The organism is Achromobacter anxifer, assembly GCF_903652925.1.
Lineage (GTDB): Bacteria > Pseudomonadota > Gammaproteobacteria > Burkholderiales > Burkholderiaceae_B > Achromobacter > Achromobacter anxifer.
The window spans coordinates 738,330-762,621 of record NZ_CAHLAR010000002.1 but is presented as its reverse complement, the minus strand read 5'-3'; the positions used below and the strand labels follow the sequence as shown (position 1 = coordinate 762,621).

The following is a 24,292-nucleotide window of genomic DNA, read 5'->3' as shown; positions in this document are numbered from 1 at the left end:
TCCCTCTTCCGCCTGGACGATGACCTCATGGTTCGCCACGGCCTTTCGGTAGTTCGGAGCAGTCACTGTCAATCCCCTAGTTGAGAAAGGAAAACCGGATATGGCCAACACTAGCACAATAGCCCGCCCTGGAAGAGTTCCGGCGGCAATGCAGGACCCGATCCGGGAGGCTATCCGCATCCTGATCGCAGAAGCGGACAGCCTCCGCGAGTGCCATACGCCCAGCAGCGACCGCGACGACTGGACCAGCGAGCCGGAGGCCAAGGCCGAGTACGACCACATGCGGCGCGTTGTGGAAGCGCTGGTAAAGCTGCGCTCCCCTGTAGCCGATACCCCGCGCGCGGTCTTCGCCCTGGAACATATCGCGGCGTGGGCCGGAACCGGCCCCGGACTGAAAACGCACAAGGAGGTCCGCGCATATGCCAAGCACAACGCCGCCTTGGCAAGCGCCCCTGTAGCCGGGGCGGCGCAGAATCCGGTGGCCGTAACCGATCATCGTGGGGATGTTCACTGGAAGCACGGCTGCAAGCCGGGGATCGCCCTCTATGCCTCTCCTCAGACCAGCGTCCCTGCCGCCGAGGACGCGAACTCGACGAGTTGGCATGATGCGTTGCGCATTGCCGAATTGCCGGAAGTGGATGAGGTGCTGAGCAACTTCGCCAACGACAGCACGTGGGACAACGCTGTAGGACTGGTACAGGCAATTTTGAATGCCGCGCCCCAGGCCAGCGAGGCTGTGCCGAGAGGAATCATCGACGCCGCACGGACTGCGGGCTTTTCATTCCTTCGCCATGCTGACGGTAGCTACACCATGCAGCAGACCCCAAGGGCAACCGCCCAGGCCAGCGAGGCGGTGCGCTGGGTCGGCATCGACTTGGATGCCGCCGCGAAGGCGATGACTGAATTCAAGGGGTATCCCTGGGAGCATTTACCTGAACCGGGGCGCGTCGCCATGCGGAAGCACGCGCAGTCTGTGATCGACGCCGCCCTGTCCGCGCAATACCACCTCGATGACCGCCCGACCGAGCCAGACAACGGCGGTCCGGTCACCAAGCCGGAGGGCATGTAATGGGACGGAAAGTCATTGCGCCGGGTACCGTTTGCGTTACCCGACTAGGCTGGCCCGGCAACGATTGGCACCTTGTCGTCGTGGTGGGATACACCGAAGACGGAGATTACAAGACTCGGTATGCATCCCCGGACGGCATCACTGAACACTGGGTTCCGCGAAACAGCGAAACGTACTGGATAGAGCCGTTGACCGAGAAGCGCTTTCTAGACCTCCTTACCCAGGGGAAACAGAGCGCGAAAGACGTGAACGTCGCCTACACAATAGCTAGGCAATGGGCGCACGATCAGGCCGGTGACGCGGATGAGCCATCGTTCGAAATTCTCCAGACGATGAACGGCACGCATATGGCGTGGGACTATACCGGGCTGGGAAACAGCCTAGAGAGCCTGCACCGAGCCCTATATCGAGACGTGGTGGCGCACTACAAGCTCACCATCGCGGCGCAAGCGGGCGCGCAGAAGGACGGCCGCCAGTGACGAAGCGCCGCGCCTTCATCGCGCGCCCATATGGCGCGCTCATCACGAATCACATTCTGGACGTGCAGCGCTGCGGCGTCTGGGCCGGCATGGGCATGGGAAAGACCGTGTCCACGCTGAACGCCCTGGACCTGCTCGAACTGGTCGAGCCTGGCCCTGTGCTGGTCTGCGCACCCCTTCGCGTGGCGCAGTCGACCTGGCCGGACGAGGCCGGCAAATGGCAGCACCTGCGCAACCTGGAAGTGACGCCCATCGTGGGCGACGTGAAGGCGCGCGAGCGCGCCCTGGTGCGCGCCTTCGGGTTTTCCGCCAGTGTCTTCACGATCAACTACGAGAACCTGCCCTGGCTGGTCGACCTGCTGGACCGCTGGAAAAGGCCCTGGCCGTTCCGCAAGATTGTGGCCGACGAGTCCACCAAGCTGAAGGGCTTCCGGCTGCGCCAGGGCACGCAGCGTGCCCGCGCGCTGGGTCGCGTCGCGCACAAGCACGCGGCGCACTTCATCGAACTCACGGGGACACCCTCCCCCAACGGCCTGCAGGACCTGTGGGGCCAGGCTTGGTACCTGGACCAGGGCCAGCGCCTGGGCCGCACTTTCGACGCGTTCCGCCAGCGCTGGTTCCGGCCCTCCTTCGACGGCTACGGCATCGAGCCGTTGCCCTATGCCCAGGAACAGATCGAGGACGCCATGCGCGACCTGTGCCTGTCGCTGGACGCGCGCGACTGGTTCGACCTGAAAGAGCCCATCGTCAACATGATCCGCGTGGATCTGCCGGCCAAGGCGCGCAGCCTGTACGACGACATGGAAAAAGCCATGTTCGCCCAGATCGGTGAACACGAGGTCGAGGCGTTCAACGCCGCGGCCAAGACCATGAAGTGCCTGCAGCTGGCCAACGGCGCCGCCTATGTCGGCGAGGACGGCGCGCAGTGGGCTGAGGTCCACGACGTGAAGCTGCAGGCCTTGGACGAGGTGATCGAGGAAGCGGCCGGCATGCCGGTGCTGGTGGCCTACCACTTCAAGTCCGACCTGGCGCGCCTGCTCAAGGCCTTCCCCAAGGGCCGCCAGCTGGACAAGGATCCGCAGACCCTGCGCGACTGGAACGCCGGCAAGATCCCGGTCCTGTTCGCCCACCCCGCCAGCGCCGGCCACGGCCTGAACCTGCAGGACGGCGGCAACATCCTGGTGTTCTTCAGCGTCAATTGGAACCTGGAAGAGCACCAGCAAATCATCGAACGCATCGGGCCCACGCGCCAGATGCAGGCCGGCCACGACCGGCCCGTCTTCATCCACTACATCCTGGCGCGCGACACGGTCGACGAGATCGTGCTGGCGCGCATCGAAACCAAGCGCGAGGTGCAAGACCTCCTGCTGGAAGCCCTGAAAAGGAGAGCGTAACCATGCGTGAACCTGCACCCTTCGCCCCATTCATTGAAGATAATTCACCTGCGCAGCACGTGCTGCATAAGCTGAAGGAATCCCTGCCCTTACGGCCTTGGGAGGTAACCGGGCTTCGTAAGTGCCTGACCGAAATACTGGCGAAGAGGCCTGAACTCACCGAGGCCAAAGCTGATCTGGAAGCTCTCGACGCCCGCTACACGACAGGCGGCATGCCCGTCTCGGCAGCCGACGCCGACGCTCGTACCGACGCCGTGAATCACCCGGCCCATTACACGGCCGGCGGCATCGAGTGCATCGACGCGATCGCGGCCGCCACGACCGGCCTGGAAGGCATCGAGGCCGCCTGCACCGCGAACGCCATCAAGTACCTGTGGCGCTGGAAGCGCAAGAACGGTCCCGAGGATCTGCGCAAGGCGCGCTGGTACATCAACCACCTGCTGGGAGATAACTGATGGCTGACATCATCGACGAAGCTGGCGACCACATCGAGCGCGAAGCCACCGCGCGCCAGGCGGCCGCTAGTGCCCGCGCCGCGGCTATGCCCAAGGGCGAGCCCGGCGAATGCGACCTGTGCGGCGAATGGTCGGGCCGCTTGGTGGCGGGCGCCTGCGCGCCCTGCCGCGACCGCTACAAGCTGCCGTAGGGGTGCGACATGGAAAAACGGGGATTCACCATCCAGGAAGCCCAGGCCTATCTCGGCGTGCGGCGCCGGTTCTTCGATACCAACATCGCACCACGACTGGCCGGCAAGGGCACGCGCGCCGGGCCGTCGATCATCTACGAGCGCGCGGACCTGGACGCCGCCTGGGACGACTACAAGGAAGCGGTTAAACTGCCCGCGGGTAATGAGTGTCCCGCTTCTATCACAGAGGTGAAGCAATGGGACGTTCAAAAACGAACGGCGTCTACGCGACTGGTGACGGTACCTTCGAGGTCGACGCCCAGTACAAAAAACAGCGCATTCGCAAGCGCGGCTTCGAAAGCCAAGCAGCGGCAACCGACTACCTGACGGCGCAGCGTGAAGCAATCCGTGTCTCCCTGCAGTTTCTGGCAGATCCCAACAAACGGGTGCCGGTCACACTGGAAGACGCGGCCACGCAGCTGCTCAAGGATAAGGAGGGCATGCCGTCGGTCGTGACCGACGCCTACATGCTCGAACCGCTGGTGGAATGGAACGGTTCTTTAACAATCGACAAGCTGTGTGATGCCGTCCTCAAAGACTTCGTCATCGATCGGCGTCGGTACGGCTGGAAGAACAAGACCATCAACAACGCCCTGGAATGCGTGCGCACGATCCTCAGCCGGGCGGTATCGAAATGGCAGTTTGAAAACGGCGCCACGTGGCTACCGCATGCGCCCAAGATCACGATGCTGCCGCTGTCAGATCAACGGCAGCCCCGTCCGATCACCTGGGTCGAGCAGGAGCGCCTTTTGCAGCACCTGGCCCCCTACCTCAAGCCCATGGCCGAATTCGTGCTGAACACGGGGGTGCGCAGCAACGTCGTCAGCAATCTCAGCTGGGATTGGGAGGTTCGCGTCAGTATCCGGCCTGGCCTGGAGGTGTCCATTTTCGTGGTGCCGCGGGAGTTCGTGAAGGGCCGGAAGTCGGAACGTCTGATCGTCTGCAACTCGGTCGCGCAACGACTGGTTGACGCCCAGCGTGGCCTGCACCCAGAACGGGTATTCGTTTTCCCCCATCAGACCCGCCCGGGCCGCCCGCCGAAGTACGCCGTTGTCACGAAGATGGGCAATCGCTACTGGGTAGCAGCCCGGGAAAAGGCCGGGCTCGACGACCTCCACGTGCACGATCTTCGGCACACGGTAGGGATGCGGCTGCGCGCGGCCGGTGTTTCCGAACGCACGCAGAACGAAATCCTGTGGCACACCCAGGGCAGCAACAACATGACGCACCACTATGCCGTCGCGCAGTTGTGCGAGATCTACGACGCCCTGGAGCAGATGAACCAGCGGCACGACGAGGGCGAATCGCTCAACCTGTGGGCGTTGATGCGCGAGATGCGGGCGAAGGCGCTACCCCAAAAGTCCCCCAGTTTAAAGCTGGTGGCCTGAGATTCTGCGGGTAAGCCGCTGATTTTGCAGCGAAAATTGCGGTGGGGCTTCGCGGCATTTCTAGGTGTTGACCCTAGGTTCTCGAGGATATTTCTGCGCGGATCCGCAGCCGCCAGCCTGCTCAAATATTTTTATCCGGGTATATTGACTTCTATTTTTACCCGGATCATAATTCGTCCATGAATTTTTACCCGGACAAAATATGAACCAAGCAATCACCCCTCTCCCCGTCGCTTCGCATACCGCGTTCGCCGGCCACCACATTCTTGCCGCCGGCGCGCTCGCCGACGTGGCGCTCGCCGTCAGGCAGGCCATGGACGCCGGCAACGACGCCACCATCCTGTTGTTCGACGACCAGTCCGGCAAGCAGGTCGACCTGGACTTGAGCGGCAGCCCCGCCGCCATCGCCGAGCGTCACCGCGCCCGCGTCGCCCCACCGCCTGGCATCCCCGCCGACGCGGAGGAAGAAACGCAACCCCGCGGCCGCGGCCGTCCGAAGCTCGGCGTGGTGGCGCGTGAAGTGACCCTGCTGCCGCGCCATTGGGATTGGCTGGGCGAGCAACCCGGCGGCGCCTCGGTCGCCTTGCGCAAGCTGGTGGAACAGGCGCGCCGCGACAACGAGGCGCGGGACCGCCGCCGCCAGCGTCAGGAGGCCACCTACCACTTCATGTCCAGCATGGGCGGCAACCTGCCCGGTTTCGAGGAAGCAACGCGGGCGCTGTATGCCGACGACCGCGAGCGCTTTGCGCAGCAGATTGCCGCATGGCCGGAGGACGTGCGCGGCTACGCCATGGGCCTGGCCTGGGGCGAAACCGGCGAAGCTGTCGCGGGCTGACTGTCCGCGGGTGCGACATGCCCGCGTGCGGCATGCGCATGCGCGGCCTGCAAGGAAGCGACATGCGCGGCTGCGGGCGTGAGTGCGGCTGCGGGTGCGGCACAGAAATGCAGCACCCGCCCGTATCGCCCCCCCTCTTCCACGTTGGCGCCGGACTCCATCACCGTAGCATCGGCCACAAGCTCAGCGCCAGCAGCGTCCCCATGGCGATGTTGAACCACTTCAGACGTCCGGGCTGCGCGAGGAATCCGCGCAGCGCCACGCCGAAGCCCGCCCATAGCGAAACGCTGGGCACGTTCACCACCGCGAACACCAGGCACATCCACGCCAGCGAAGCCCAGGGCGCGGCGGCGTCCACATAGACCGCGACCGCGGCCAGCGCCACGATCCAGGCCTTGGGGTTGATCCACTGGAACAAGGCCGATTCCATGAAGGTGAGCGGCCTGGCCGAGGCCTGGCCCGCGCTGATCGAGCGCGACAGCGCGATGCGCCATGCCAGGTACAGCAGGTAGGCAGCGCCGCCCAGCTTCAGGCCCACCGACAGGGCCGGCCAGGCGTGGAACAGCGCGCCCAGGCCCAGCCCTACCCCAAGCAGCAGCGAAGTAAAGCCCGCGGTGATGCCCAGCACCTGCGGCAGCGTCCGGCCGAAGCCGAAGTTGGCTCCGGAGGTCATCAGCATGACGTTGCTGGGCCCCGGGGACACGGAGGTCACGAAGGCGAACAGCGCCAGGGCAAGCAGATTTTCAAAGGACCAGACTAAGGACAAGATACGGCTCCGGTTGCTCGCGGCGCACCTTTGCGCCGCCGATCAGACAGCAGCATTGTGGGTCCGGGCCGACCTTATTAATATTGGCGGTTTTGACATCTTTGATAGCGTTCTTGCCATGAAGATCCAGATCCTGGCCCTGGAGGGCGTGTTCGATACCGGTCTGTCCGCCATCCTGGACGTGTTCACCACGGCCAACGAACTGGCGCCGCTGCTGCCCGAATCCGTACCGCGATTCGATACGCGGATCGTCGGCATGCGCCGCAAGGTCCGTACCTCGCAAGGATTCAGCGTGCCCGTCGCGGGCGGTCCGGACCCGTCGGCCCCGGACTGGCTGGTCATCCCGGCCATCGGCTGCAAGATGCCCGAAACGCTGCTGCCCGCGCTGGACCGGGCCGACGTGCGCGACGCCGGCCGCATGCTGCGCCAGCGCGGCTCCGGCGCGAACACTGCCGCGGCCTGCATCGGCACCTTCGTGCTGGCGGAATCCGGCTTGCTGGACGGCCACAAGGCCACCACCACCTGGTGGCTGGCGCCGCTATTCCGGCAGCGCTATCCCGCGGTGGACTTGGAGGACGGGCGCATGCTGGTGCGCTCGTCGTCGCTGCTGACGGCAGGCGCGGCGCTCAGCCACATGGACATGGCGCTATGGCTGGTGCGCCAGGCCAGTCCTGAACTGGCCGCGCTGGTGGCCCGCTATCTGATCGTGGACCAGCGGCCCGCGCAATCGGCCTACGTCATCACCGATCACCTCACGCATGCCGAACCGCTGGTGCAGGCCTTCGAACGCTGGGCCCGCGCCCATCTGGCGCAGGGCTTTTCGCTGGACGCTGCGGCGCAGGCGCTCGGCGCCAGCAAGCGCACCCTGGCGCGCCGCATGCAGGAGGTGTTGGGCAAGAGTCCGCTGTCGTTCTTCCAGGACCTGCGCGTGGAGCGCGCGGCCCATTTGCTGAAAACCACCAGCCAATCGCTGGAGCAGATCGCGGCGCAGGTCGGCTACGCCGACGGCGTCACGCTGCGCAACCTGCTGCGTCGGCGGCTGGGACATGGCGTGCGCCAGATGCGCTGAGATACGCTCACGCAACGCAAGACAGACAGTGGGCGCATCCCGCGATATGCGTTTTAATCGGAACAAGGCGGCGGGCGCGCTCTTCGCGCCCGCGCATTTCCACACGGTGCACCATGGCCATCGCAAAGAACTTCCTGCTCTACGACGGAGACTGCCCTTTCTGCTCGAACTACGTGCGGATGCTGCAATTGCAGAAGGCCGTCGGCCCCATCGATCTGCTGAACATGCGCGACCACCCCGACCTGGCGGTGGCCTACAAGGCGCAAGGCTATGACCTGAACCAGGGCATGCTGCTGCACCTGGACGGACAGGATTACTGGGGCGCGGACTGCATCAACCGGCTGGCGCTGATCAGCACGGGCAACGACCTGTTCAACAGCGTCAACGCCGCCGTGTTCCGCAACCCCTGCCTGTCGACCGCGCTGTATCCCTTCATGCGCACGGGCCGCAGCCTGGCATTGACGCTGCTGGGCAAGAAGAAGATGCAGATGTAGCCGGCTTTCCCGCCGCTACGCGCCAGCGCCGCCCGCCGGCGCTGGCGCTGACTCAGGCACCACAGCATCCGGCATCAAGCCCGTCGCCGCGAAGATGCCGCCCGGTCCACCTCCACCACCCGCTGCAGGAACGCCTCCAGGGCCGGATTGTCATGCTGCGCATGCCAGGCCAAGTACATGTCCGCGTACAGATTGCGCTGGCCTATCGGCCGGAACTCCACCCCTTCGAAGCGCAGCTCCCGCGCCGAATCCGGCACGATGCCCACGCCCAGCCCTGCGCGCACCAATGCCAGCAGCGTGTGGGTCTGCCCCGCCCGCTGCACGTAATCGGGCTGCACGTCGGCCAGGCCGAAGGCCCCGACGATGCGGTCGTAGAAGTACTTCCCTTCGCGCGGCGAATACAGCACGAACGGCTGCCCGTGCAGCAGGCGCAGCGGCACGGTGGCGTGCTCGCACAGCGGCGAGCCGGCGGGCAGCGCCAACACCAGCGGTTCGCGCTCGACCAGGCGCGCCTCGATGCCGGCCTGCTGCGGAATGCTGCGCGCCAGGATGGCGTCGACCTCGCGCGCCAGCAGCAGCCGGCCCAGGTCGGTGCTGACCGTTTCCCGCAGCTGGATCTCCACGCCGCCCAGCAGCTTGCGCGCCCGCATGATCATGGACGGCATCAGGCGGTAGGCGGCGACGGCCGTGAAGCCCAGGGTGATGTGGCCGGCCTCGCCTCCCGAGGTGCGGCGCGCGCTGGCGGCCGCGCGCGCCGAGAACTCCAGCAGGTGCCGCGCATCGCGCAGGAAGCGCCTGCCCGCGGCGCTCAGCAGCACCTGCCTGCTGTTGCGCTCGAACAGGGTCACGCCCAGGTCCTGCTCCAGCAGCTGGATCTGGCGCGACAGCGGCGGCTGGGTCATGCAGAGCCGCTCGGCCGCGCGGCCGAAATGCAGCTCCTCCGCGACCGCTATGAAGCACTCCAGTTGACGGAATTCCATCGATCCAATCCTTGAATTGATCAATGCTATTTATAGCTCGAACGGCTATCCATCGATAGCCGTTCCTATACTCCGCCCTAGGCCGCAAGACGGCCCCCAGGCATCACCAAGGAGCACCCGCGCAGCATCGCTTTTTCCGCGGCAAACGCCGCCCACACCGCCAAAAAGAGAAAAGCATGGAGACTAAGCACATCGCCCGGAAACGCGTCCGGCTCATCGCCGCGGCGCTGGCATTGAGCGCCACCGCCGCGCTGACCTGGAATGCAAACGCGGCCGGATACCCGGACCGCCCGATCAGCCTCATCGTGCCCTTCTCACCTGGCGGCGGCACCGACATCTCGGCGCGCCTGCTGGCGGTCGCCCTGGGCGAAAAATTCGCCTCGTCCGTGGTGGTCGACAACCGCCCCGGCGCGGGCGGACAGATCGCCGCCGACCTGGTGGCGCGCTCGCCCGCCGACGGCTACACGCTGCTGTTCGCCAATTCCGGCATGCTTGCCATCAACCCGTGGATCTACAAGCTGCACTCGGATCCCGCCACCGCCTTCGCGCCGGTGTCGCTGTTTTCCGACCTGCCCTTCGTGCTGGTCGTGCCCGCCACCCTGCCCGCCAAGAACGTGAAGGATCTGGTGGCGCTGGCCCGCTCCCAGCCGGGCAAGCACACCTACGCCAGCTCCGGCACCGGCGGCGCACCCCACCTGTCCGCCGAGATCTTCCAGCAAGCCACCGGCACGGACCTGATGCACGTGCCCTACAAGGGCGGCGGCCCCGCCATGACCGACCTGATGGCCGGCCGCGTCGACATGCTGTTCGCCTCGGTGCTGGAAACCATGCCCTACGTCAACGGCGGCAAGCTGCGCGCGCTGGCCGTGACGGGCGCGACGCGCTCGCCGGCCATGCCGGACGTGCCCACCATCGACGAGGCCGGCGTGAAGAATGCGCAGTCCGGCTCCTGGACCGCGGTGCTGGCGCCCGCCGGCACGCCCCCGGCCGTCATCGACAAGCTGTCGCAGGCCATCCGCGAAATCGCCGCCGACCCCGCCATGAAGACCAAGCTGGAATCGCAAGGCGCGCTGGCTCACGGATCCACGCCAGGTCAGCTGCAAGCGCTGGCGGCCAGCGAACGCGAGCGCTACGGCCACATCATCAAGTCCCGCAACATACAGACCAACAACTGACCCTGACGGGCCCGCGCTCCGGGCCCGGGTTACAGCCAACTCCTGAAGCCACATCCTGAAGCCGCGCCCATGAATCACTCCCTCCCCGCCACCGCCCCCCAACTGCTGATGGTCGGCCCGCTGCTGCCCGAACTCGCCGCGGAACTGGACTCCCGCTACCGGGTCCACCGCCTCTGGGAGGCCGCCGATCCCGCCGCCTTCCTGCGCGAACACGGCCCCGCCATCCGCGGCGTGGCCACCAGCGGCCGCCACGGCGCGACGCGCGAGCTGATCGACGCCCTGCCCGCGCTTGAAGGCGTGTTCAGCTTCGGCGTGGGCTATGACAGCATCGACGTGGCCGCGGCGCAGGCGCGGCGGGTCATCGTCACCAACACGCCCGGCGTACTGGACGCGTGCGTGGCCGACACCGCGCTGGCGCTGATGCTGGCCGTCTCGCGCCGCATCGCCGAGGCGGATCGTTTCGTGCGGGCCGGCCGCTGGCCTGATGCGGGATTCGGGTTGGGCACGCGCATGAGCGGCAAGCGCTGCGGCATCGTCGGCCTGGGCAATATCGGCCTGCAGATCGCGCGCCGCGCCGCCGCCTTCGACATGGAGATCCTGTACACCAACCGCAAGCCGCGCGCGGATGCCCCCGCCGCCTACCGCTATTGCTCGGACATCCTGGACCTGGCCGCCCAATCCGACTTCCTGGTGCTGGCCGTGCCGGGCGGCGGCGCCACGCGGCACATGGTGAACGCCGCCGTGCTGGAGGCGCTGGGCCCGCAGGGCTGGCTGATCAATATCGCGCGCGGCACCGTGGTCGACGAGGCCGCGCTGGTGGATGCGCTGATAAACCAGCGCATCGCGGGCGCCGGGCTGGACGTGTTCGAACACGAGCCCGCCACGCCCCCGGCGCTGCATGAAATGGATAACGTGGTGCTGCTGCCGCACATAGCCAGCGGCACGCATGAAACCCGCCGTGCGATGGCGGAATTGATGCTGGCGAACCTGGACGGCTGGTTCCGGGAAGGCCAGGTGCGCACCCGGGTGGTGTGAAGACAGCGCCCGCCCGGGCACTCGGGCGCTAGGCGGCGCCGGCCATCCTGGCCTGCGGCTGAGCCACGGCGGCTTCGGCTCGCGGTTCGGGCGCGCAACGGCTCCACCCGGATGCCGGGTCGCGCTTGTCGTGCAGATAGTCCCAATCCGTGCCGCAGTCCGCGCAGGTGAACGCCTCGTGCTTCACCCCGCGCTGTTCCTGCCCCAGCGTCCTCACCAGACCCAGGCTGATCAGGCTCCCGTGTCCGGGCTCATCGCGCCGGTTCGGCACGATCGCCTCGCATTTTTTGCATGTCCCCATGGCTCTTTGTCCTTTCAATACCCTTTCAAACTGGATATTACGAAGGGAAAAGCGATGAAAGCTCAGCAATTCTCACAACCGGGCCTGTGCCAGGGGCCAGGCGGCGGATCGCTGGCGTAACGCCCGCAAGCGGCGTAACGTGGACTGGCGGCATATGCCGCGTCACCTTCATAGGTACGCACCATGACGCCCAAAACCCATCACCCCAATCCCGCCCATACCGCCGATTCCGCCCCGGCCGACCTATCCGCGCCACCCCATGCCGACAAGGAACGCGCCAAGGCGGAACACCAGCACGAGGACGCGCGGCGCAAAGCCCTGGTCGGATCGCAGCACAAGGAAAACACCCGCAGCGTGGCCGCGCCCCGCTACCACGGCCACCGTGGCGGGTGAGCCCCTGGCCAGCCAGATTCCGTAACTTCTTGGAAAAACATCAAACGGAAATAAGCGTCTGAAAGTCGGACCATCTTGCGCTGGACTTTGGACTAGGCCGAAAGGATGAGTCCCGGGCCGGGCGCATAGCCCTGAATGGTTTTCAACGACAAAGGATGCTTATCGTGACTCCGATCAGAAAGACTGCCGCCGCCTGTGCCCTGGGGCTGTGCCTGACGCTGGCAGCGGCCGGCCAGGCCGCGCTGGCCCAGGGCCAGGCCGACGCGCCCGCGCCGCTGGCCACCGGCCTGACCGACTCCGGCAGCGCCGAAGGCCAGGTTGTCGAAGCGGTGCGCAGCGGAGAAATCCTGTCCATCAAGATACGGTTCAAGCCCGTCGTCATGGACAAAACGGAGATGATCTATCCGCAGATCAGCAAGAGCGACTACGAAAACAGCTTCTACGTCATCGCCGGCAACAAGAAGCACCTGCTGCTGAAGGACAGCAACGACAAGCCGCTGACCAATCCCAAATTGATGATCCGGACCTCGAAGGAAGCCCCCATCGCCGGGTCCTGGCAGGGCAAGTTCCCCGCCCCGCCCAAGGACGTCAAGGAAGTGTCGCTGACGATCCCGGGCGTCGAGACCTTCGACGCCATCAAGATCACCGACCGCTGACATGGCCGCCTCCTCGGGCGCGCCGATAATCCTGGCCGCGGCGCTGCTCGCCGCCGCCGGCGGCTCCATGGCGCAGGAGCCTCCCTACAAGGCCGAGATCCTGGACTTGCAAGCGACCATCCTGGACCTGAAGGGATTGCCTTCCGACGCCAGCGGCGGCATATCGGACCTGAGCTCGCAGATTGATGGACTGGCCGCGCGCCACGACGGCCTGTCGGTGCGGCAGGACAAGAACGCCGTGACGGTCTCGATGCTGGGCGACGTGCTGTTCGATTTCGACAAGGCCGCCATCCGCCCCGCCGCCGAACCCACGCTGCAGGACATCGCGAAGCTGATCAAGTCAGACTCCGCCGGCACCGTCGCGATCGAAGGCCACACCGACTCCAAGGGGTCCGCCGCCTACAACAAGGACCTGTCGCTGCGGCGCGCCCAGGCCGTGGCGCAATGGCTCACGAGCCACGGCGTGGACAAGGCTCGCCTGTCGGTCAAGGGCCTGGGCGATACCCAGCCGGTGCAGTCGAACCGGCTGGCCAACGGCGCGGACAACCCGCAAGGGCGGGCGCAGAACCGGCGGGTGGAATTCGTGCTGCCCAAGAAGCACTGAACAGATGCGACGCGCAGCCCGCGCCCGCCTCAACGGGCCGGGCTTCGCGATTCGCCCGCAACGGCCAGGGCCACATCCATGCTGATCAGCACCGGCGCATCGCGCGGCAACTCGCGCACGCCGATGACCGAACGCGGATGTTCGCCTTGCCGGCCGAATACCGCGGTCAGCAGTTCCGATCCGCTATCGGCAATGGAAGACAGCCTGGTGCTTGCCCGCTCTCCCACCTGGAAGAAGTAGTTGACGCGCAAGACCTGTTCCACCGCATCCAGGCTGCCCTGCGCGTGATGCGCGACCCACGACAGGGCATGCAGCACGCACAGCCGCACGGCCTCGCGCGCCTGCGCCTCGTCGACCTGCTCGCCGACCAGGCCTTGCACCAGCAGCGTGTCCGCACTGAGCTTGGGGATCTGCCCGGCCACGTACACCGTGGCGCCGTGCCGCAGCGCGGGCAGGTAGGAATAGTGCGTCGGCGTGGGCTGCGGCAGCGTCAGTCCCAGGGCCTGCAAACGCGCATCGGCTCCGCTCATGACGATCCTCAGAGTTTGCCCGGCAGGAAGTTGACCTGCTTGGCCAAGGTCGCCCAACGCTTGTTCTCGGCCGCGACGAAATCGGTGAAGGCCTGGGCCGAGCCGCCCTTGGTGCTCACGCCCTGCTCTTTCAGGCGCGATGCCACTTCGGGCGACTGCAAGGCGCGGTTGAAGTCCTCGTTCAGCTTCTTGACCACGGCCGCGGGCGTGCCGGCCGGCGCGACGATGCCTTGCCAGGACGTGATGTCCATGTCTTCCAGGCCGACCTCCTTGTAGCTGGGAATGTCCGGCGCGGAATCGATGCGCGCGGGCGAGGTGACCGCCAGGGCGCGCAGCTTGCCGGCCTGCACATGCGGCAGCAGCGTGATCACCGGATCCAGGATCAGGCTGATGTGTCCGCCCAGCAGATCGTTGATGGCGGGCGCGCTGCCCTTGTAGGGGATGTGAGCCATGCGGATGCCGGCGCGCTGCTTGAACAGCTCGCCCGCCAGGAAGGTGGAGCTGGACGCCGAACCGAAGGTCAGCGTGTCGGGCTTTTCCTTGGCATAGGCGATGAACTCCTTCATCGTCTTGGCGGGCACGGCGTTGCCGGTCGCGATGATGTAGGGCTGGTCGGCCAGCAGGATCACGGGCGCGAAGTCCCGCGCGGCGGAATACGGCAGGCTGCTGTACTGCAGCTCGTTGATCGACATGATGGGCAGGTTGGCCAGCAGCAAGGTGTAGCCGTCCGGCGCCGCGCGGGCCACGTATTCCGCGCCGATGATGCCGCTGGCGCCGGGCTTGTTCACCACCAGAACGGGCTGCTTGACGTCCTGGCCCAGCTTCTGCGCCACGGTGCGCACGACCAGGTCGGCCACGCCGCCCGGCGGGAACGGCACGATGATCTGTATGCTCTTGGTCGGAAAGTCCTGCGCGCGGGCGTTGCAGATGGCGCCCAGCGCCAGCGTGGCGCAAGCCAGGATGCGAATTGCGTTCTTCATGTAAGTGCTCCGAGATTGCGGCCGGTCAGGCATGGGAAGAGGCAGGGGCTTGCGGGCCGAAGCCCTCGTCGAAGAAGCGCATCCAGTTCCCGCCCATCAGCAGCGCCACCTCGTCCTGCGCAAACCCGGTCGCGCGCAGTCCCTCTTCGATGTTCTGGAAGTCGCGGCTGTCCTGGAACCACACGGGCTGGGGCGGAAACCCGGGCTGCGCGGCGGAGCCCTCGCCATAATCGATGCTCTTGGTATAGCGGCCGGTGCGCATCCACTGCACCACCGAGTCCGGCTGGTCTTGGCACAGGTCGGATCCCAGGCCCAGATGCTCCACGCCCACCAGCTCGGCCGTGCGGGCCACCATGGCGCAGAAATCGTCCAGCGTACAGGCCGACTTGTTCTTCAGATGATGCGGATACAGCGAAAAGCCGAACATGCCGCCCGCCGCGGCCAGCGCCTTGAGCACCGTGTCCGACTTGTTGCGCAACGCCTGGGCCCATGCGTGCGGATTGGCGTGGCTGATGGTGATGGGCCGCGCGGACAGTTCTATCGCTTCCAGCGTGGAGCGCTCGCCCGAATGGCTCATGTCGATGACCAGGCCGACCCGGTTCATTTCCTTGATCACTTCGCGGCCCATGCGGGTGACGCCGCTGTCGACCGATTCATAGCAGCCCGAAGCCAGCAGGGACTGGTTGTTGTAGGTCAGCTGCATGAAGCGCACGCCCAGGGTGTGCACTACCTCGACCAGGCCGATGTCGTCCTCGATGGGCGACGGGTTCTGCAGCCCGAAGATGATGGCGGTGCGGCCGGACTCGCGGGCTCGCCGGACGTCGTCGCCGCTGCGCGCATGCACGATCAGGTCCGGATAGCGTTCGAACCAGCGGTTCCAGCGTTCGATGTTGTGGATCATCTCGCGCAGGTTCTCGTGGTACGCGATGGTGACGTGGACCGCGTCCACGCCTCCTTCGCGCAGTTGGCGGAATATCTTTTCGGACCAGTTGCTGTACTGCAGCCCGTCGACGCGTAAGGCGCTTGCGCTCATTGCTTGCTTCCTTGATTGGGATGAGCGGTACTGTAGATATCCGGCCGAATTTCAGTCAAACTAAAAGTTCTTCGATCTATTTAATATTTTCTTAAACGTGAAGCTCGAACATTTGCGCATGTTCATGGCGGTGGTCGACGCCGGCGAACTGGCCCAGGCCGGCGACCGGGTCGGCCGCACGCCCGCCGCGCTCTCCATGACCCTGAAGCAGCTGGAATCGGAACTGGGCGGTCCCCTGTTCGAAGGCGAACGCAAGATCCGGCTGTCGCCCCTGGGGCTCTATGTCCGGGCACAGGCCCAGCGCGCCATCAGCGAGTTCGATTCCGCCGTGGCGCACATGGTGCGCTACGCCAGCGGCGCGCTGGGGATGGCCAAGGTCGCCGCCGTGCCCTCGGCCGCCATCCGGCTCCTGCCGCAGGTCATCGGCGCGATGCGCAGGCAGTATCCGCAGGTGCGGGTGGATTTGCGCGACATAGACTCGGCCGCCGTGGGCAAGGCGGTGGCCGATGGCGAGGTCGATTTCGGCATCGCCACCCTGCCGGCGCCCCTGCCCGGCATCGTGACCGAGCCCTTGTTCGAGGACCGTTTCGTGCTGGTGTGCCCGGCCGGGCATAGCCTGACGAAGCTCGGGCGCGCAGCGCGCTGGAGCGACATCGACGCCTCGACGTTCATCGCCAACGGCCTGTGCGCCCGCTTCAATACCCCGGAGGTCGCCGCCTTGGTCGACGCGTCGCTGCTGACGGTGCGCAACACGACGTCCCTGCTGACCTTCGTCGAACAGGGCTTTGGCGTCACCATCCTGCCCGCGCTGGCCGTCACGGCCAGCGAAAAACTGGCGATCGTGCCCCTGGCCGATCAAAGCGCCGTGCGCAGCCTGGAAGTGCTGACGCGCGGCGGCGAAACGCTCAGCCCGGCCGCTCAGGCGCTGCTGGGACTCACGCGCAGCGTGGCCGCCGAGCTGGCGCTGACCTGGTCATGATTCTTCAGGGACGCCCATGAGATTCGACATCTACGGCCGATTTCAACTGGATATCCAGCGCGAAGGCGCGGCGTGGGCGGTGTACCGCTCGGAAGGCGGCAAGCGCGTAAGGGTTTCGGATCTGGCCATCCCTGCCGACGTATCCGGCGATGAACTGGCCGAATACCTGGATGACATCTATCACGAGGCCTCCGGTCCGGGTGACCGGGTTGCGCGCATCGACTGACGTCGCGGGCCTATTCCTCTTCACCGTAGCCGAAGGGCCAACGGCGCTTGTTCGGCTCGGGCGCGGGTTGCTGACTGTGCATGGCGGGCTCCTGAGGTTCGATGGCCGAATACTACCGGCATCCGCCAAATCGAACTGCAAAGGTTCGCAAAGATTGCGGCAGCAGCCCCATCCGTGTTTCTAACACAAGGCGGCCGCAGCCCGCATCGGGGCTAAAACGTATGCCATTCCATAGCCCGGCGCGTAGGATTGAAAGCAGTTTTACCAATCGGCTGATTGCAGGTGGTCTGGTCCATAGCCATCGACCTCAATCCGAAACGCGGGTCGGCTTTTGACCGGATCGCCCCTACAACGCGATGGTGTACGGGGAGAACGTCATGCCAGGTTCCAGCTGGATTTGCGGCAGCGATCCACCGGATCGCCAGGGATTCTTCGAAACCGAATTCAATACGGGCGAGACCGAAGTCACGATGTACTCCGTGCTGGGCTGGATGCCGCCGGCGCACCGCGGATACGTGGTCAGATGGCGCCGGCTTGACCCTGCGGTGGAGCAGGCAGAGATTGAACGCTATCTGTATTGGCGCCGCGAAGGACGCAGCCATTCCTGAACGGGCCGAACCCACCGCGCCCGCCCGTTTGACCAGCCAAAAGCCCGCTGCCGCCGCAAGCGGGCTTTCTCTTGCCGGGAGCCAGGAAGGCGGACGGATTCCCGCAAGCCCTTGAAATAACTACCAGTTATGAAATTCCCTGAGGAAAACCCCATCAGGGAATTTACTTATGCTCTTTAATTATTTGCAAAGCGCATACTTGCCGGGCAAGAATTCGTCCTTGGCATAGATCAAATCAGATGGAACTTCGTCAACTCGAGGCCTTCGCGGCCGTCATGTCCACGGGCAGCGTCACTGCTGCCGGCCGGCTGTTGGGACGCTCCCAGCCGGCGATCAGCCGGTTGTTGCAGGAACTCGAAGCCGAGATCGGCTATCCCTTGTTTGCTCGCAGCGGTCCGCGCGTGACGCCGACCGAGCAAGGCTTCCTGCTGTATGACGATGTCGAACGCGCGCTGGCGGGCCTGCAGCAGATCCGCAGCCGCGCCGATGAAATCGCCCGCGGCCAGGCCCAGCCGCTGCTGATGGCCGCCACTTCCGCCCTGGCGGCAGGCCTGGTGCCCGACGCGCTCAAGCGCATCGAGGACCGGGTCGGCGCCGCGCGTATCCAGCTGCGCAGCGCCTCACCCGAACGCGTGGTGCACGCCGTGCTGTCGGGCGCCGCCCAACTGGGCGCGACCAGCCTGCCGCTGGAACATCGCGGCCTGACGGTGCACTGGATCGGGCAAGCGCCCTGTGTGGTCGCGCTGCCGGAAAACGATCCGCTGGCGCAGCAGGCGGTGGTGCCGGTGGCCGCGCTGGCCGGACGCCGCCTGATCACCATGGCCAACCCCTACCGGCTGCGCCGCCGCCTGGACGCCGCGCTGGCGCAGAACGCCCAGGCGCTGGGCACCATGGAAACCAATTCGTCCGTCAACGCCTTGGCCGCCGTGCGCGCCGGACTGGGCGTGTCGGTGCTGGAACCGATCACCGCCTACGGCGCCCCCATGCCGGGCGTGGCGATCCGGCCCATCGACCTGGACATCCCCTTTTTCTTCGGGGTCATCACCCCGCAGTCGCAAACGCCGACGCCAGCCTGCCAGGCCATGGTCGACGCGCTCGCCCAAGCCGCCGCGGCCCTGCTGCCCGGCTTCGCCCTGCACGACGCCGCCGAACATTCGGCGCTCCTGCAGTCGATCTACGGCGACGACGCCCCTCTTACGGAATCACCTGCTATATGAATCAGCCTGTAGCCACCCCGCCGCAAGGCCTCGCCGCGCTGGAAGCGCGCCTGCGGCAAGACCTGTCCTGGCTGGAAATCCCCGCCAAGAACTGGGTCACGCCGCGCCTCGTCGACGGCCAGCCGGTGCTGGACGTGGCCGTCATCGGCGGCGGCATGGCCGGCCTGGCCGCCGCCGCCTCGCTCAAGCACCTGGGCATCAACGCCCCGATCTTCGACCAGGCGCCGGAAGGCTATGAAGGCCCCTGGGCCACCACCGCCCGCATGGAAACCCTGCGTTCGCCCAAGCAGCTGACCGGCCCCGCGCTGGGCCTGCCGGCGCTGACCTTCCGCGCCTGGTTCGAAGCCCAGTTCGGTTCCGAGGCCTGGGAAGCACTGGACAAGATTCCGCGCCTGCAATGGATGGACTACCTGCGCTGGTACCGCCGCGCGCTGGACCTGGACCTGCGTAACGAGCACCGCGTCCTGGCCGTGCTGCCGCGCGCCGACCAGCTGGTACAGCTGGACATCGAATCCCCCGCCGGACGCAGCACGGTGCTGGCGCGCCGCGTGGTGCTGGCCACCGGCCGCGACGGCCTGGGCGGCGCCTATGTGCCTGATTTTGCGAAGAAGCTGCCGCGCAACCGCTGGGCGCACTCGTCCGACGTGATGGACTACAACACCCTGGCCGGCAAGCGCGTGGGCGTGGTGGGCGCGGGCGCGTCGGCCATGGACAGCGCGGCCACCGCGCTGGAAGCCGGCGCCGCCAGCGTCGACCTGCTGATCCGCCGCAACGACATTCCCCGCGTCAACAAGGGCAAGGGCGCGGGCAATCCCGGCCTGACCCACGGCCACCTGACCTTGCCCGACGAATGGAAGTGGAAGATCCGCCACTACATCAACGCCGCCCAGGTGCCGCCGCCGCGCGGCAGCACGCTGCGCGTCTCGCGCCACCCCAACGCCCGCTTCAACCTGGGCGCTGGCGTGCAGGACCTGGCGCTGGTCGGCGACGAGATCCACGTCACCACGCCCAAGGGCGTGTTCGTGCTGGACTTCCTGATCTTCTCCACGGGTTTCCGCATCGACTGGACCGTGCGTCCGGAGTTCGCCGCGCTGGCGCCGCACGTGCGCGCCTGGGGCGACCGCTATGTGCCGCCGGCCGGCGAAGAGGACCAGGAGCTGCATGACTCGCCCGACCTGGGCGCGGTGTTCGAATTGCAGGAAAAGACCCCGGGCGCCTGCCCCGGTCTGGACCGCGTGCATTGCTTCTCCTACCCCGCGGCCCTGACGCAGGGCACGATCTCGGGCGACATCCCGGCCATCAGCGAAGGCGCCAAGCGCCTGGCGCAAGGCATCGCCGGCCTGTTCTACCGCGAGGACGTGGAGACGCACTACGCCAATATGGAAGCGTTCTGCGAGCCGGAAGTGTTCGGCGATGAATGGGTACCAGCCCCGACGCCGACCCCGCAATCGGAGACCGCGCGATGACAGGCTGGTTGCTGCGCCGCATCGCGCAAGCCGCGGTGGTGGTCTTCCTGATGACGCTGATCGTCTTCGTGGGCCTGCACGCCATCGGCAATCCGGTGGACATCCTGATCGGCCAGGACGTGGACCAGGTGGACCGCGCCCGCATCATCGCCGAGCTGGGCTTCGACAAGCCGCTGTGGGAACAGTATCTGGGGTTCCTGAACGGCGCCCTGCACGGCAATCTGGGCAACAGCTTCGTCTACAACATCCCCGCAATCGAGCTGGTGATCCAGCGCCTGCCGGCCACCTTCGAACTGGCCATCGCCGCGATGATGCTGGCCGTGGTGGTGGGTCTGCCGCTGGGCCTCTACGCCGGCCTGTATCCCGACAGCCGCTTCTCCAAGATGATCATGGCGGGCAGCATCGTCGGCTTCTCGCTGCCGACGTTCTGGATCGCGCTGATGCTGATCATGACCTTCAGCGTGTCGCTGGGCTGGCTGCCGGCCAGCGGCCGCGGCGAGACGGTGGAGTTCCTGGGCTTCCAGTGGTCCTGGCTGACGGCCGACGGCTGGCGCCACCTGATCCTGCCGGCGTTCAACCTGTCGCTGTTCAAGATCTCGCTGGTGATTCGCCTGACCCGCGCCGGCGTGCGCGACGTGCTGCCGCTGGACTTCGTGAAGTTCGCGCGCGCCAAGGGCCTGTCGCCCATGCGCGTGGTCTGTGTGCACGTGCTGCGCAACACCATGATTCCGCTGGTGACGGTGCTGGGCCTGGAGCTGGGCTCCACCATCGCCTTCGCCGTGGTCACGGAAAGCATCTTCGCCTGGCCCGGCGCCGGCAAGCTGATCCTGGACAGCCTGAACGCGCTGGACCGCCCCGTCATCGTGGCCTACCTGATCGTGGTGGTGTGCCTGTTCGTGACCCTGAACCTGATCGTGGACATTCTTTATAAAGTGCTGGACCCGCGGGTGCGGCTGGAGGCCTCGGCATGAGCGCCGTATCTACCCCGAACCCTACCCCCGCGCTGCGCCGCGAATCGCCGTGGCGGCGCAACCTGGCCGAGTTCATGTCGTCGAAGACGGCGGTGCTGGGCCTGGTCGTCGCCACGCTGCTGATCCTGGCCGCCGCCCTTGCGCCCTGGATCGCGCCGCAGAACCCCTATGACCTGCTGCAGATCGACGTGCTGGACGCGCGCCTGCCGCCGGGCAGCATGAACGGGCTGGACACCTTCCATTACTGGCTGGGCACCGACGGCCAGGGCCGCGACCTGCTCTCGGGCATTCTGTATGGCCTGCGCATCAGCCTGGTGGTGGGCGTGGGCTCGGCGCTCATCGCCGGCATCGTCGGCACGCTGCTGGGCCTCTTGGCCGCCTACGCCGGCGGCAAGGTCGACGCGCTGATCATGCGCCTGGTGGACCTGATCCTGTCGTTCCCGTCCATCCTGGTGGCCATGATGATCCTGGCCTATCTGGGCAAGGGCGTGGGCAACGTGGTGCTGACGCTGGTGATCCTGGAATGGGCCTACTACGCCCGCACCGCGCGCGGCCAGGCCCTGGTCGAGCGCCGCCGCGAATACGTGGAGGCCGCCCGCTGCCTGGACATCCCCAACTGGCGCATCATGTTGAAGCACATCCTGCCCAACTGCCTACCGCCGCTGATCGTCATCGGCACCTTGCAGATCGCGCGCGCCATCACGCTGGAAGCCACACTCAGCTTCCTGGGCCTGGGCGTGCCCGTCACCGAGCCGTCACTGGGGCTGCTGATTTCCAACGGCTTCCAGACCATGCTGTCCGGCGAGTACTGGATCAGCTTCTATCCCGGCATCGCGCTCCTGATCACCATCGTGGCGATCAACCTGGTGGGCGACCGCCTGCGCGACGTGCTGAACCCGAGGACCCACAAATGAGCGCCGACCGCCATACTGCCGGCGCGCCGACGCTGGAGGTGCGCAACCTGCGCACCCACTTCCATACCCGCGCGGGCGTGCTGCCCGCCGTGGACGACGTTTCCTTCACGCTGGAACGCGGCAAGATCCTGGGCCTGGTCGGCGAGTCCGGCTCGGGCAAGTCCGTGACGGGCTTCTCCATCATGGGCCTGGTCGACGCTCCCGGCCGCATCGTCGGCGGCGAGGTGCTGTTCCAGGGCCGCGATCTGACCAAGCTGGCGCCCCGCGAGCTGCGCAAGCTGCAGGGCAACCGCATCGCCATGATCTTCCAGGACCCGATGATGACGCTGAACCCCGTGCTGCGGGTGGACGCGCAAATGATCGAGACCGTGCGCGCCCACAACAAGATGAGCGCGGCACAAGCCCGCGCCCTGTCGCGCGACACCCTGGGCATGATGGGCATCCCCAGCCCCGAAGAGCGGCTGCTGGCCTATCCGCATCAGCTGTCCGGCGGCATGCGCCAGCGCGTGGCCATTGCGATTGCCATGCTGCACCGGCCCGACCTGATCATCGCCGATGAACCCACCACCGCGCTGGACGTCACCATCCAGGCGCAGATTCTGTCCGAAGTGCAGAAGCTCGCGCAGCAGCACGGCACCAGCCTGATCTGGATCACCCATGACCTGTCCGTGGTGGCCGGCCTGGCCGACGACGTGGCGGTGATGTACGCCGGCCGCATCGTCGAACACGGCACCGTCGACGACGTGCTGGACCGTCCGCAGCATCCCTACACCGTGGGCCTGATCGACAGCCTGCCCAGCAACAACCAGCGCGGCCAGCGCCTGCGCCAGATTCCCGGCATGACGCCCAACCTGCTCAACCTGCCCGCGGGCTGTGCCTTCGCGGCGCGCTGCTCGCGCGCCACCGCCGCCTGCGGCCAGCAGCCCGGCATCACCCAGGCCTTGCCCGAACACAAAGTGCGCTGCTTCCACCCCACGATCCAGACCAGCGAGGCGATGGCATGAGCACGACTGCCCCTACCCCGCTGATTGATCTCAGCCAAGTCAGCAAGCGTTTCGGCGAACGCCCCGCCGGCCCGGCGACGCGCGCCATGCAGCGCCTGGGCCTGTCCAAGCCGCCCGCCGTGACTCGCGCCGTCGACAACGTGGACCTGATCGTCAACCCCGGCGAAGTGGTCGGCCTGGTCGGCGAGTCCGGCTGCGGCAAGTCCACGCTGGGCCGCATCGCCGCGGGCCTGCTCACGCCCTCCGGCGGCGAGATCCGCATCAACGGCGTACGTCCGGCCGACATGAACTCGGCCCAGGCCCATGCCGCGCGCCTGCAAGTGCAGATGATCTTCCAGGACCCCTACGCCAGCCTCAACCCGCGCCTGCGCGTGGACGAGATCGTGGGCGAAGCGGCCCGCATCCACGGCCTGGTCGGCAACGGCGACTTCGACGACTACGTCAGCGCCCAGCTGGAACGCGCCGGCCTGGACCCGGCGCTGCGCCAGCGCTATCCGCACCAGTTCAGCGGCGGCCAGCGCCAGCGCATCGGCATCGCCCGCGCGCTCGCCGTGCAGCCCACAATGCTGGTGTGCGACGAGGCCGTGGCCGCGCTGGACGTGTCGATCCAGGCGCAGATCCTGAACCTTTTCATGGACCTGCGCGAAGACCTGGGGCTGACCTATCTCTTCATCAGCCATGACCTGGGCGTGGTCGAGCACCTGTCCGACCGCGTCGTGATCATGTACCTGGGCCGCGTGGTGGAAACGGCGACGGTGGAAGAAGTCTTCCGCCATCCCAACCACCCGTACACGCAAGCCCTGCTGGCCGAGATCCCCAGCCTGAAGTCGCGCCACAAGACCTTTACCGCGATCAAGGGCGAGATCCCCAGCCCGCTGAATCCCCCGGGAGGCTGCCATTTCCATCCGCGCTGCCCGCATGCGATGCCGCGCTGCAAGACCGAGGTTCCCACGCTGAAGGGAATCGCCATCAACCACCTGAGCGCCTGTCACCTGAACGACATGGCGTGAACCCGGCCGCCGCGCGGCGGCCTTCCGAATT

The 24,292-nt window shown here is 66.5% G+C and carries 30 protein-coding genes; 24 read left to right on the top strand and 6 right to left on the bottom strand.

Going from position 1 to position 24,292, the window contains the following annotated elements:
* The first annotated feature begins 148 nt into the window (after positions 1–148).
* From HWY37_RS08935 to HWY37_RS08905, 8 genes are all read left to right on the top strand, one after another.
* Entirely contained in the window at positions 149–1,069 is a 921-nt protein-coding gene (locus HWY37_RS08935; RefSeq protein WP_176088418.1) for a hypothetical protein, read from the top strand.
* The gene (locus HWY37_RS08930) at positions 1,069–1,548 is read left to right on the top strand and encodes a hypothetical protein (protein ID WP_176088417.1); all 480 of its coding nucleotides are present in this window, start codon (positions 1,069–1,071) and stop codon (positions 1,546–1,548) included. The genes HWY37_RS08935 and HWY37_RS08930 overlap by 1 nt, the downstream gene beginning before the upstream one ends.
* Positions 1,545–2,942: a DEAD/DEAH box helicase gene (locus HWY37_RS08925; protein ID WP_176088416.1), complete on the top strand. Its 1,398-nt coding sequence runs from the start codon at positions 1,545–1,547 to the stop codon at positions 2,940–2,942. The genes HWY37_RS08930 and HWY37_RS08925 overlap by 4 nt, the downstream gene beginning before the upstream one ends.
* 2 nt (positions 2,943–2,944) lie before the next feature.
* Entirely contained in the window at positions 2,945–3,397 is a 453-nt protein-coding gene (locus HWY37_RS34635; protein WP_246302232.1) for a DUF3310 domain-containing protein, read from the top strand.
* A complete protein-coding gene (locus HWY37_RS08915) occupies positions 3,397–3,588 on the top strand; it encodes a conjugal transfer protein TraR (protein WP_176088415.1) in 192 nt (63 codons plus the stop codon). The genes HWY37_RS34635 and HWY37_RS08915 overlap by 1 nt, the downstream gene beginning before the upstream one ends.
* A 9-nt stretch (positions 3,589–3,597) precedes the next feature.
* A complete protein-coding gene (locus HWY37_RS34630; RefSeq protein ID WP_246302231.1) occupies positions 3,598–3,954 on the top strand; it encodes a hypothetical protein in 357 nt (118 codons plus the stop codon).
* A 113-nt stretch (positions 3,955–4,067) separates the two neighbouring features.
* Positions 4,068–5,015: a tyrosine-type recombinase/integrase gene (locus HWY37_RS34625; RefSeq protein ID WP_343060967.1), complete on the top strand. Its 948-nt coding sequence runs from the start codon at positions 4,068–4,070 to the stop codon at positions 5,013–5,015.
* Positions 5,016–5,217: 202 nt separating this feature from the next.
* Entirely contained in the window at positions 5,218–5,850 is a 633-nt protein-coding gene (locus tag HWY37_RS08905; RefSeq protein WP_176088413.1) for a DUF2239 family protein, read from the top strand.
* 160 nt (positions 5,851–6,010) lie between these two features.
* Here the strand turns inward: HWY37_RS08905 and HWY37_RS08900 are convergent, their stop codons facing one another.
* Positions 6,011–6,616, bottom strand: coding sequence for a LysE family translocator (locus HWY37_RS08900; RefSeq protein WP_175208010.1), 606 nt, complete (start codon positions 6,614–6,616; stop codon positions 6,011–6,013).
* Positions 6,617–6,734: 118 nt separating this feature from the next.
* Between HWY37_RS08900 and HWY37_RS08895 the strand changes: the two genes are divergently transcribed.
* Entirely contained in the window at positions 6,735–7,685 is a 951-nt protein-coding gene (locus HWY37_RS08895; RefSeq protein WP_175208011.1) for a GlxA family transcriptional regulator, read from the top strand.
* A 113-nt stretch (positions 7,686–7,798) separates the two neighbouring features.
* Entirely contained in the window at positions 7,799–8,179 is a 381-nt protein-coding gene (locus HWY37_RS08890; RefSeq protein ID WP_013394373.1) for a DCC1-like thiol-disulfide oxidoreductase family protein, read from the top strand.
* 74 nt (positions 8,180–8,253) lie between these two features.
* On the opposite strand, the gene HWY37_RS08885 is transcribed toward HWY37_RS08890, so the two are convergent.
* On the bottom strand, positions 8,254–9,159 hold the full coding sequence (locus tag HWY37_RS08885; RefSeq protein WP_176088412.1) for a LysR family transcriptional regulator: 906 nt from the start codon (positions 9,157–9,159) through the stop codon (positions 8,254–8,256).
* A gap of 176 nt (positions 9,160–9,335) precedes the next feature.
* On the opposite strand from HWY37_RS08885, the gene HWY37_RS08880 reads away from it, so the two are divergent.
* The gene (locus tag HWY37_RS08880; protein ID WP_176088411.1) at positions 9,336–10,334 is read left to right on the top strand and encodes a Bug family tripartite tricarboxylate transporter substrate binding protein; all 999 of its coding nucleotides are present in this window, start codon (positions 9,336–9,338) and stop codon (positions 10,332–10,334) included.
* Between the two features lie 69 nt (positions 10,335–10,403).
* A complete protein-coding gene (locus tag HWY37_RS08875) occupies positions 10,404–11,369 on the top strand; it encodes a 2-hydroxyacid dehydrogenase (RefSeq protein WP_176088410.1) in 966 nt (321 codons plus the stop codon).
* A gap of 28 nt (positions 11,370–11,397) precedes the next feature.
* Here HWY37_RS08875 and HWY37_RS08870 read toward each other — a convergent pair whose 3' ends face one another.
* The gene (locus HWY37_RS08870; RefSeq protein WP_175208015.1) at positions 11,398–11,670 is read right to left on the bottom strand and encodes a hypothetical protein; all 273 of its coding nucleotides are present in this window, start codon (positions 11,668–11,670) and stop codon (positions 11,398–11,400) included.
* A 183-nt stretch (positions 11,671–11,853) separates the two neighbouring features.
* Here HWY37_RS08870 and HWY37_RS08865 point away from each other — a divergent pair, with 183 nt between their 5' ends.
* The 3 genes from HWY37_RS08865 to HWY37_RS08855 all read left to right on the top strand — a co-directional run bounded on the left by HWY37_RS08865 (position 11,854) and on the right by HWY37_RS08855 (position 13,323).
* A complete protein-coding gene (locus HWY37_RS08865; RefSeq protein WP_176088409.1) occupies positions 11,854–12,063 on the top strand; it encodes a hypothetical protein in 210 nt (69 codons plus the stop codon).
* Positions 12,064–12,227: 164 nt separating this feature from the next.
* Positions 12,228–12,719 carry a hypothetical protein gene (locus tag HWY37_RS08860; RefSeq protein ID WP_246302230.1) on the top strand — a complete coding sequence of 164 codons (492 nt, stop codon included), beginning with the start codon at positions 12,228–12,230 and terminating at the stop codon, positions 12,717–12,719.
* A gap of 1 nt (position 12,720) precedes the next feature.
* The gene (locus tag HWY37_RS08855) at positions 12,721–13,323 is read left to right on the top strand and encodes an OmpA family protein (RefSeq protein ID WP_176088408.1); all 603 of its coding nucleotides are present in this window, start codon (positions 12,721–12,723) and stop codon (positions 13,321–13,323) included.
* Between the two features lie 29 nt (positions 13,324–13,352).
* On the opposite strand, the gene HWY37_RS08850 is transcribed toward HWY37_RS08855, so the two are convergent.
* The 3 genes from HWY37_RS08850 to HWY37_RS08840 are packed head-to-tail and all read right to left on the bottom strand — an operon-like array spanning position 13,353 to position 15,866.
* A complete protein-coding gene (locus tag HWY37_RS08850; RefSeq protein WP_175208018.1) occupies positions 13,353–13,853 on the bottom strand; it encodes a RidA family protein in 501 nt (166 codons plus the stop codon).
* An 8-nt stretch (positions 13,854–13,861) separates the two neighbouring features.
* Positions 13,862–14,833 (bottom strand): Bug family tripartite tricarboxylate transporter substrate binding protein, encoded by a 972-nt coding sequence (locus HWY37_RS08845; protein WP_176088407.1) that lies wholly within the window; start codon positions 14,831–14,833, stop codon positions 13,862–13,864.
* Positions 14,834–14,858: 25 nt separating this feature from the next.
* Entirely contained in the window at positions 14,859–15,866 is a 1,008-nt protein-coding gene (locus HWY37_RS08840) for a membrane dipeptidase (protein WP_176088406.1), read from the bottom strand.
* Positions 15,867–15,963: 97 nt separating this feature from the next.
* On the opposite strand from HWY37_RS08840, the gene HWY37_RS08835 reads away from it, so the two are divergent.
* The 9 genes from HWY37_RS08835 (at position 15,964) to HWY37_RS08795 (ending at position 24,261) form a co-directional block, all read left to right on the top strand.
* Positions 15,964–16,845, top strand: coding sequence for a LysR family transcriptional regulator (locus HWY37_RS08835; protein WP_176088405.1), 882 nt, complete (start codon positions 15,964–15,966; stop codon positions 16,843–16,845).
* 16 nt (positions 16,846–16,861) lie between these two features.
* Positions 16,862–17,071 carry a DUF7661 family protein gene (locus HWY37_RS08830; RefSeq protein WP_175208022.1) on the top strand — a complete coding sequence of 70 codons (210 nt, stop codon included), beginning with the start codon at positions 16,862–16,864 and terminating at the stop codon, positions 17,069–17,071.
* A 377-nt stretch (positions 17,072–17,448) separates the two neighbouring features.
* Positions 17,449–17,679, top strand: coding sequence for a hypothetical protein (locus HWY37_RS08825; RefSeq protein WP_175208023.1), 231 nt, complete (start codon positions 17,449–17,451; stop codon positions 17,677–17,679).
* A 239-nt stretch (positions 17,680–17,918) separates the two neighbouring features.
* Positions 17,919–18,896: a LysR family transcriptional regulator gene (locus tag HWY37_RS08820; RefSeq protein WP_175208024.1), complete on the top strand. Its 978-nt coding sequence runs from the start codon at positions 17,919–17,921 to the stop codon at positions 18,894–18,896.
* Positions 18,893–20,362 carry a flavin-containing monooxygenase gene (locus HWY37_RS08815; protein ID WP_176088404.1) on the top strand — a complete coding sequence of 490 codons (1,470 nt, stop codon included), beginning with the start codon at positions 18,893–18,895 and terminating at the stop codon, positions 20,360–20,362. The genes HWY37_RS08820 and HWY37_RS08815 overlap by 4 nt, the downstream gene beginning before the upstream one ends.
* Positions 20,359–21,333 carry an ABC transporter permease gene (locus HWY37_RS08810; RefSeq protein WP_175208026.1) on the top strand — a complete coding sequence of 325 codons (975 nt, stop codon included), beginning with the start codon at positions 20,359–20,361 and terminating at the stop codon, positions 21,331–21,333. The genes HWY37_RS08815 and HWY37_RS08810 overlap by 4 nt, the downstream gene beginning before the upstream one ends.
* Positions 21,330–22,247, top strand: coding sequence for an ABC transporter permease (locus HWY37_RS08805; RefSeq protein WP_176088403.1), 918 nt, complete (start codon positions 21,330–21,332; stop codon positions 22,245–22,247). The genes HWY37_RS08810 and HWY37_RS08805 overlap by 4 nt, the downstream gene beginning before the upstream one ends.
* Entirely contained in the window at positions 22,244–23,251 is a 1,008-nt protein-coding gene (locus tag HWY37_RS08800; RefSeq protein ID WP_176088402.1) for an ABC transporter ATP-binding protein, read from the top strand. Before HWY37_RS08805 ends, HWY37_RS08800 begins: the two co-directional genes overlap by 4 nt.
* Positions 23,248–24,261 (top strand): ABC transporter ATP-binding protein, encoded by a 1,014-nt coding sequence (locus tag HWY37_RS08795; RefSeq protein ID WP_176088401.1) that lies wholly within the window; start codon positions 23,248–23,250, stop codon positions 24,259–24,261. The genes HWY37_RS08800 and HWY37_RS08795 overlap by 4 nt, the downstream gene beginning before the upstream one ends.
* Positions 24,262–24,292 lie beyond the last annotated feature (31 nt).

Coding starts and splice junctions, on each gene's coding strand:
- HWY37_RS08935 (WP_176088418.1), top strand. CDS start 149: ATGCAGGACCCGATCCGGGAGGCTATCCGCATCCTGATCGCAGAAGCG.
- HWY37_RS08930 (WP_176088417.1), top strand. CDS start 1,069: ATGGGACGGAAAGTCATTGCGCCGGGTACCGTTTGCGTTACCCGACTA.
- HWY37_RS34635 (WP_246302232.1), top strand. CDS start 2,945: ATGCGTGAACCTGCACCCTTCGCCCCATTCATTGAAGATAATTCACCT.
- HWY37_RS08915 (WP_176088415.1), top strand. CDS start 3,397: ATGGCTGACATCATCGACGAAGCTGGCGACCACATCGAGCGCGAAGCC.
- HWY37_RS34630 (WP_246302231.1), top strand. CDS start 3,598: ATGGAAAAACGGGGATTCACCATCCAGGAAGCCCAGGCCTATCTCGGC.
- HWY37_RS34625 (WP_343060967.1), top strand. CDS start 4,068: ATGCCGTCGGTCGTGACCGACGCCTACATGCTCGAACCGCTGGTGGAA.
- HWY37_RS08905 (WP_176088413.1), top strand. CDS start 5,218: ATGAACCAAGCAATCACCCCTCTCCCCGTCGCTTCGCATACCGCGTTC.
- HWY37_RS08895 (WP_175208011.1), top strand. CDS start 6,735: ATGAAGATCCAGATCCTGGCCCTGGAGGGCGTGTTCGATACCGGTCTG.
- HWY37_RS08890 (WP_013394373.1), top strand. CDS start 7,799: ATGGCCATCGCAAAGAACTTCCTGCTCTACGACGGAGACTGCCCTTTC.
- HWY37_RS08885 (WP_176088412.1), bottom strand. CDS start 9,159: ATGGAATTCCGTCAACTGGAGTGCTTCATAGCGGTCGCGGAGGAGCTG.
- HWY37_RS08880 (WP_176088411.1), top strand. CDS start 9,336: ATGGAGACTAAGCACATCGCCCGGAAACGCGTCCGGCTCATCGCCGCG.
- HWY37_RS08875 (WP_176088410.1), top strand. CDS start 10,404: ATGAATCACTCCCTCCCCGCCACCGCCCCCCAACTGCTGATGGTCGGC.
- HWY37_RS08870 (WP_175208015.1), bottom strand. CDS start 11,670: ATGGGGACATGCAAAAAATGCGAGGCGATCGTGCCGAACCGGCGCGAT.
- HWY37_RS08865 (WP_176088409.1), top strand. CDS start 11,854: ATGACGCCCAAAACCCATCACCCCAATCCCGCCCATACCGCCGATTCC.
- HWY37_RS08855 (WP_176088408.1), top strand. CDS start 12,721: ATGGCCGCCTCCTCGGGCGCGCCGATAATCCTGGCCGCGGCGCTGCTC.
- HWY37_RS08850 (WP_175208018.1), bottom strand. CDS start 13,853: ATGAGCGGAGCCGATGCGCGTTTGCAGGCCCTGGGACTGACGCTGCCG.
- HWY37_RS08845 (WP_176088407.1), bottom strand. CDS start 14,833: ATGAAGAACGCAATTCGCATCCTGGCTTGCGCCACGCTGGCGCTGGGC.
- HWY37_RS08840 (WP_176088406.1), bottom strand. CDS start 15,866: ATGAGCGCAAGCGCCTTACGCGTCGACGGGCTGCAGTACAGCAACTGG.
- HWY37_RS08830 (WP_175208022.1), top strand. CDS start 16,862: ATGAGATTCGACATCTACGGCCGATTTCAACTGGATATCCAGCGCGAA.
- HWY37_RS08825 (WP_175208023.1), top strand. CDS start 17,449: ATGCCAGGTTCCAGCTGGATTTGCGGCAGCGATCCACCGGATCGCCAG.
- HWY37_RS08820 (WP_175208024.1), top strand. CDS start 17,919: ATGGAACTTCGTCAACTCGAGGCCTTCGCGGCCGTCATGTCCACGGGC.
- HWY37_RS08815 (WP_176088404.1), top strand. CDS start 18,893: ATGAATCAGCCTGTAGCCACCCCGCCGCAAGGCCTCGCCGCGCTGGAA.
- HWY37_RS08810 (WP_175208026.1), top strand. CDS start 20,359: ATGACAGGCTGGTTGCTGCGCCGCATCGCGCAAGCCGCGGTGGTGGTC.
- HWY37_RS08805 (WP_176088403.1), top strand. CDS start 21,330: ATGAGCGCCGTATCTACCCCGAACCCTACCCCCGCGCTGCGCCGCGAA.
- HWY37_RS08800 (WP_176088402.1), top strand. CDS start 22,244: ATGAGCGCCGACCGCCATACTGCCGGCGCGCCGACGCTGGAGGTGCGC.
- HWY37_RS08795 (WP_176088401.1), top strand. CDS start 23,248: ATGAGCACGACTGCCCCTACCCCGCTGATTGATCTCAGCCAAGTCAGC.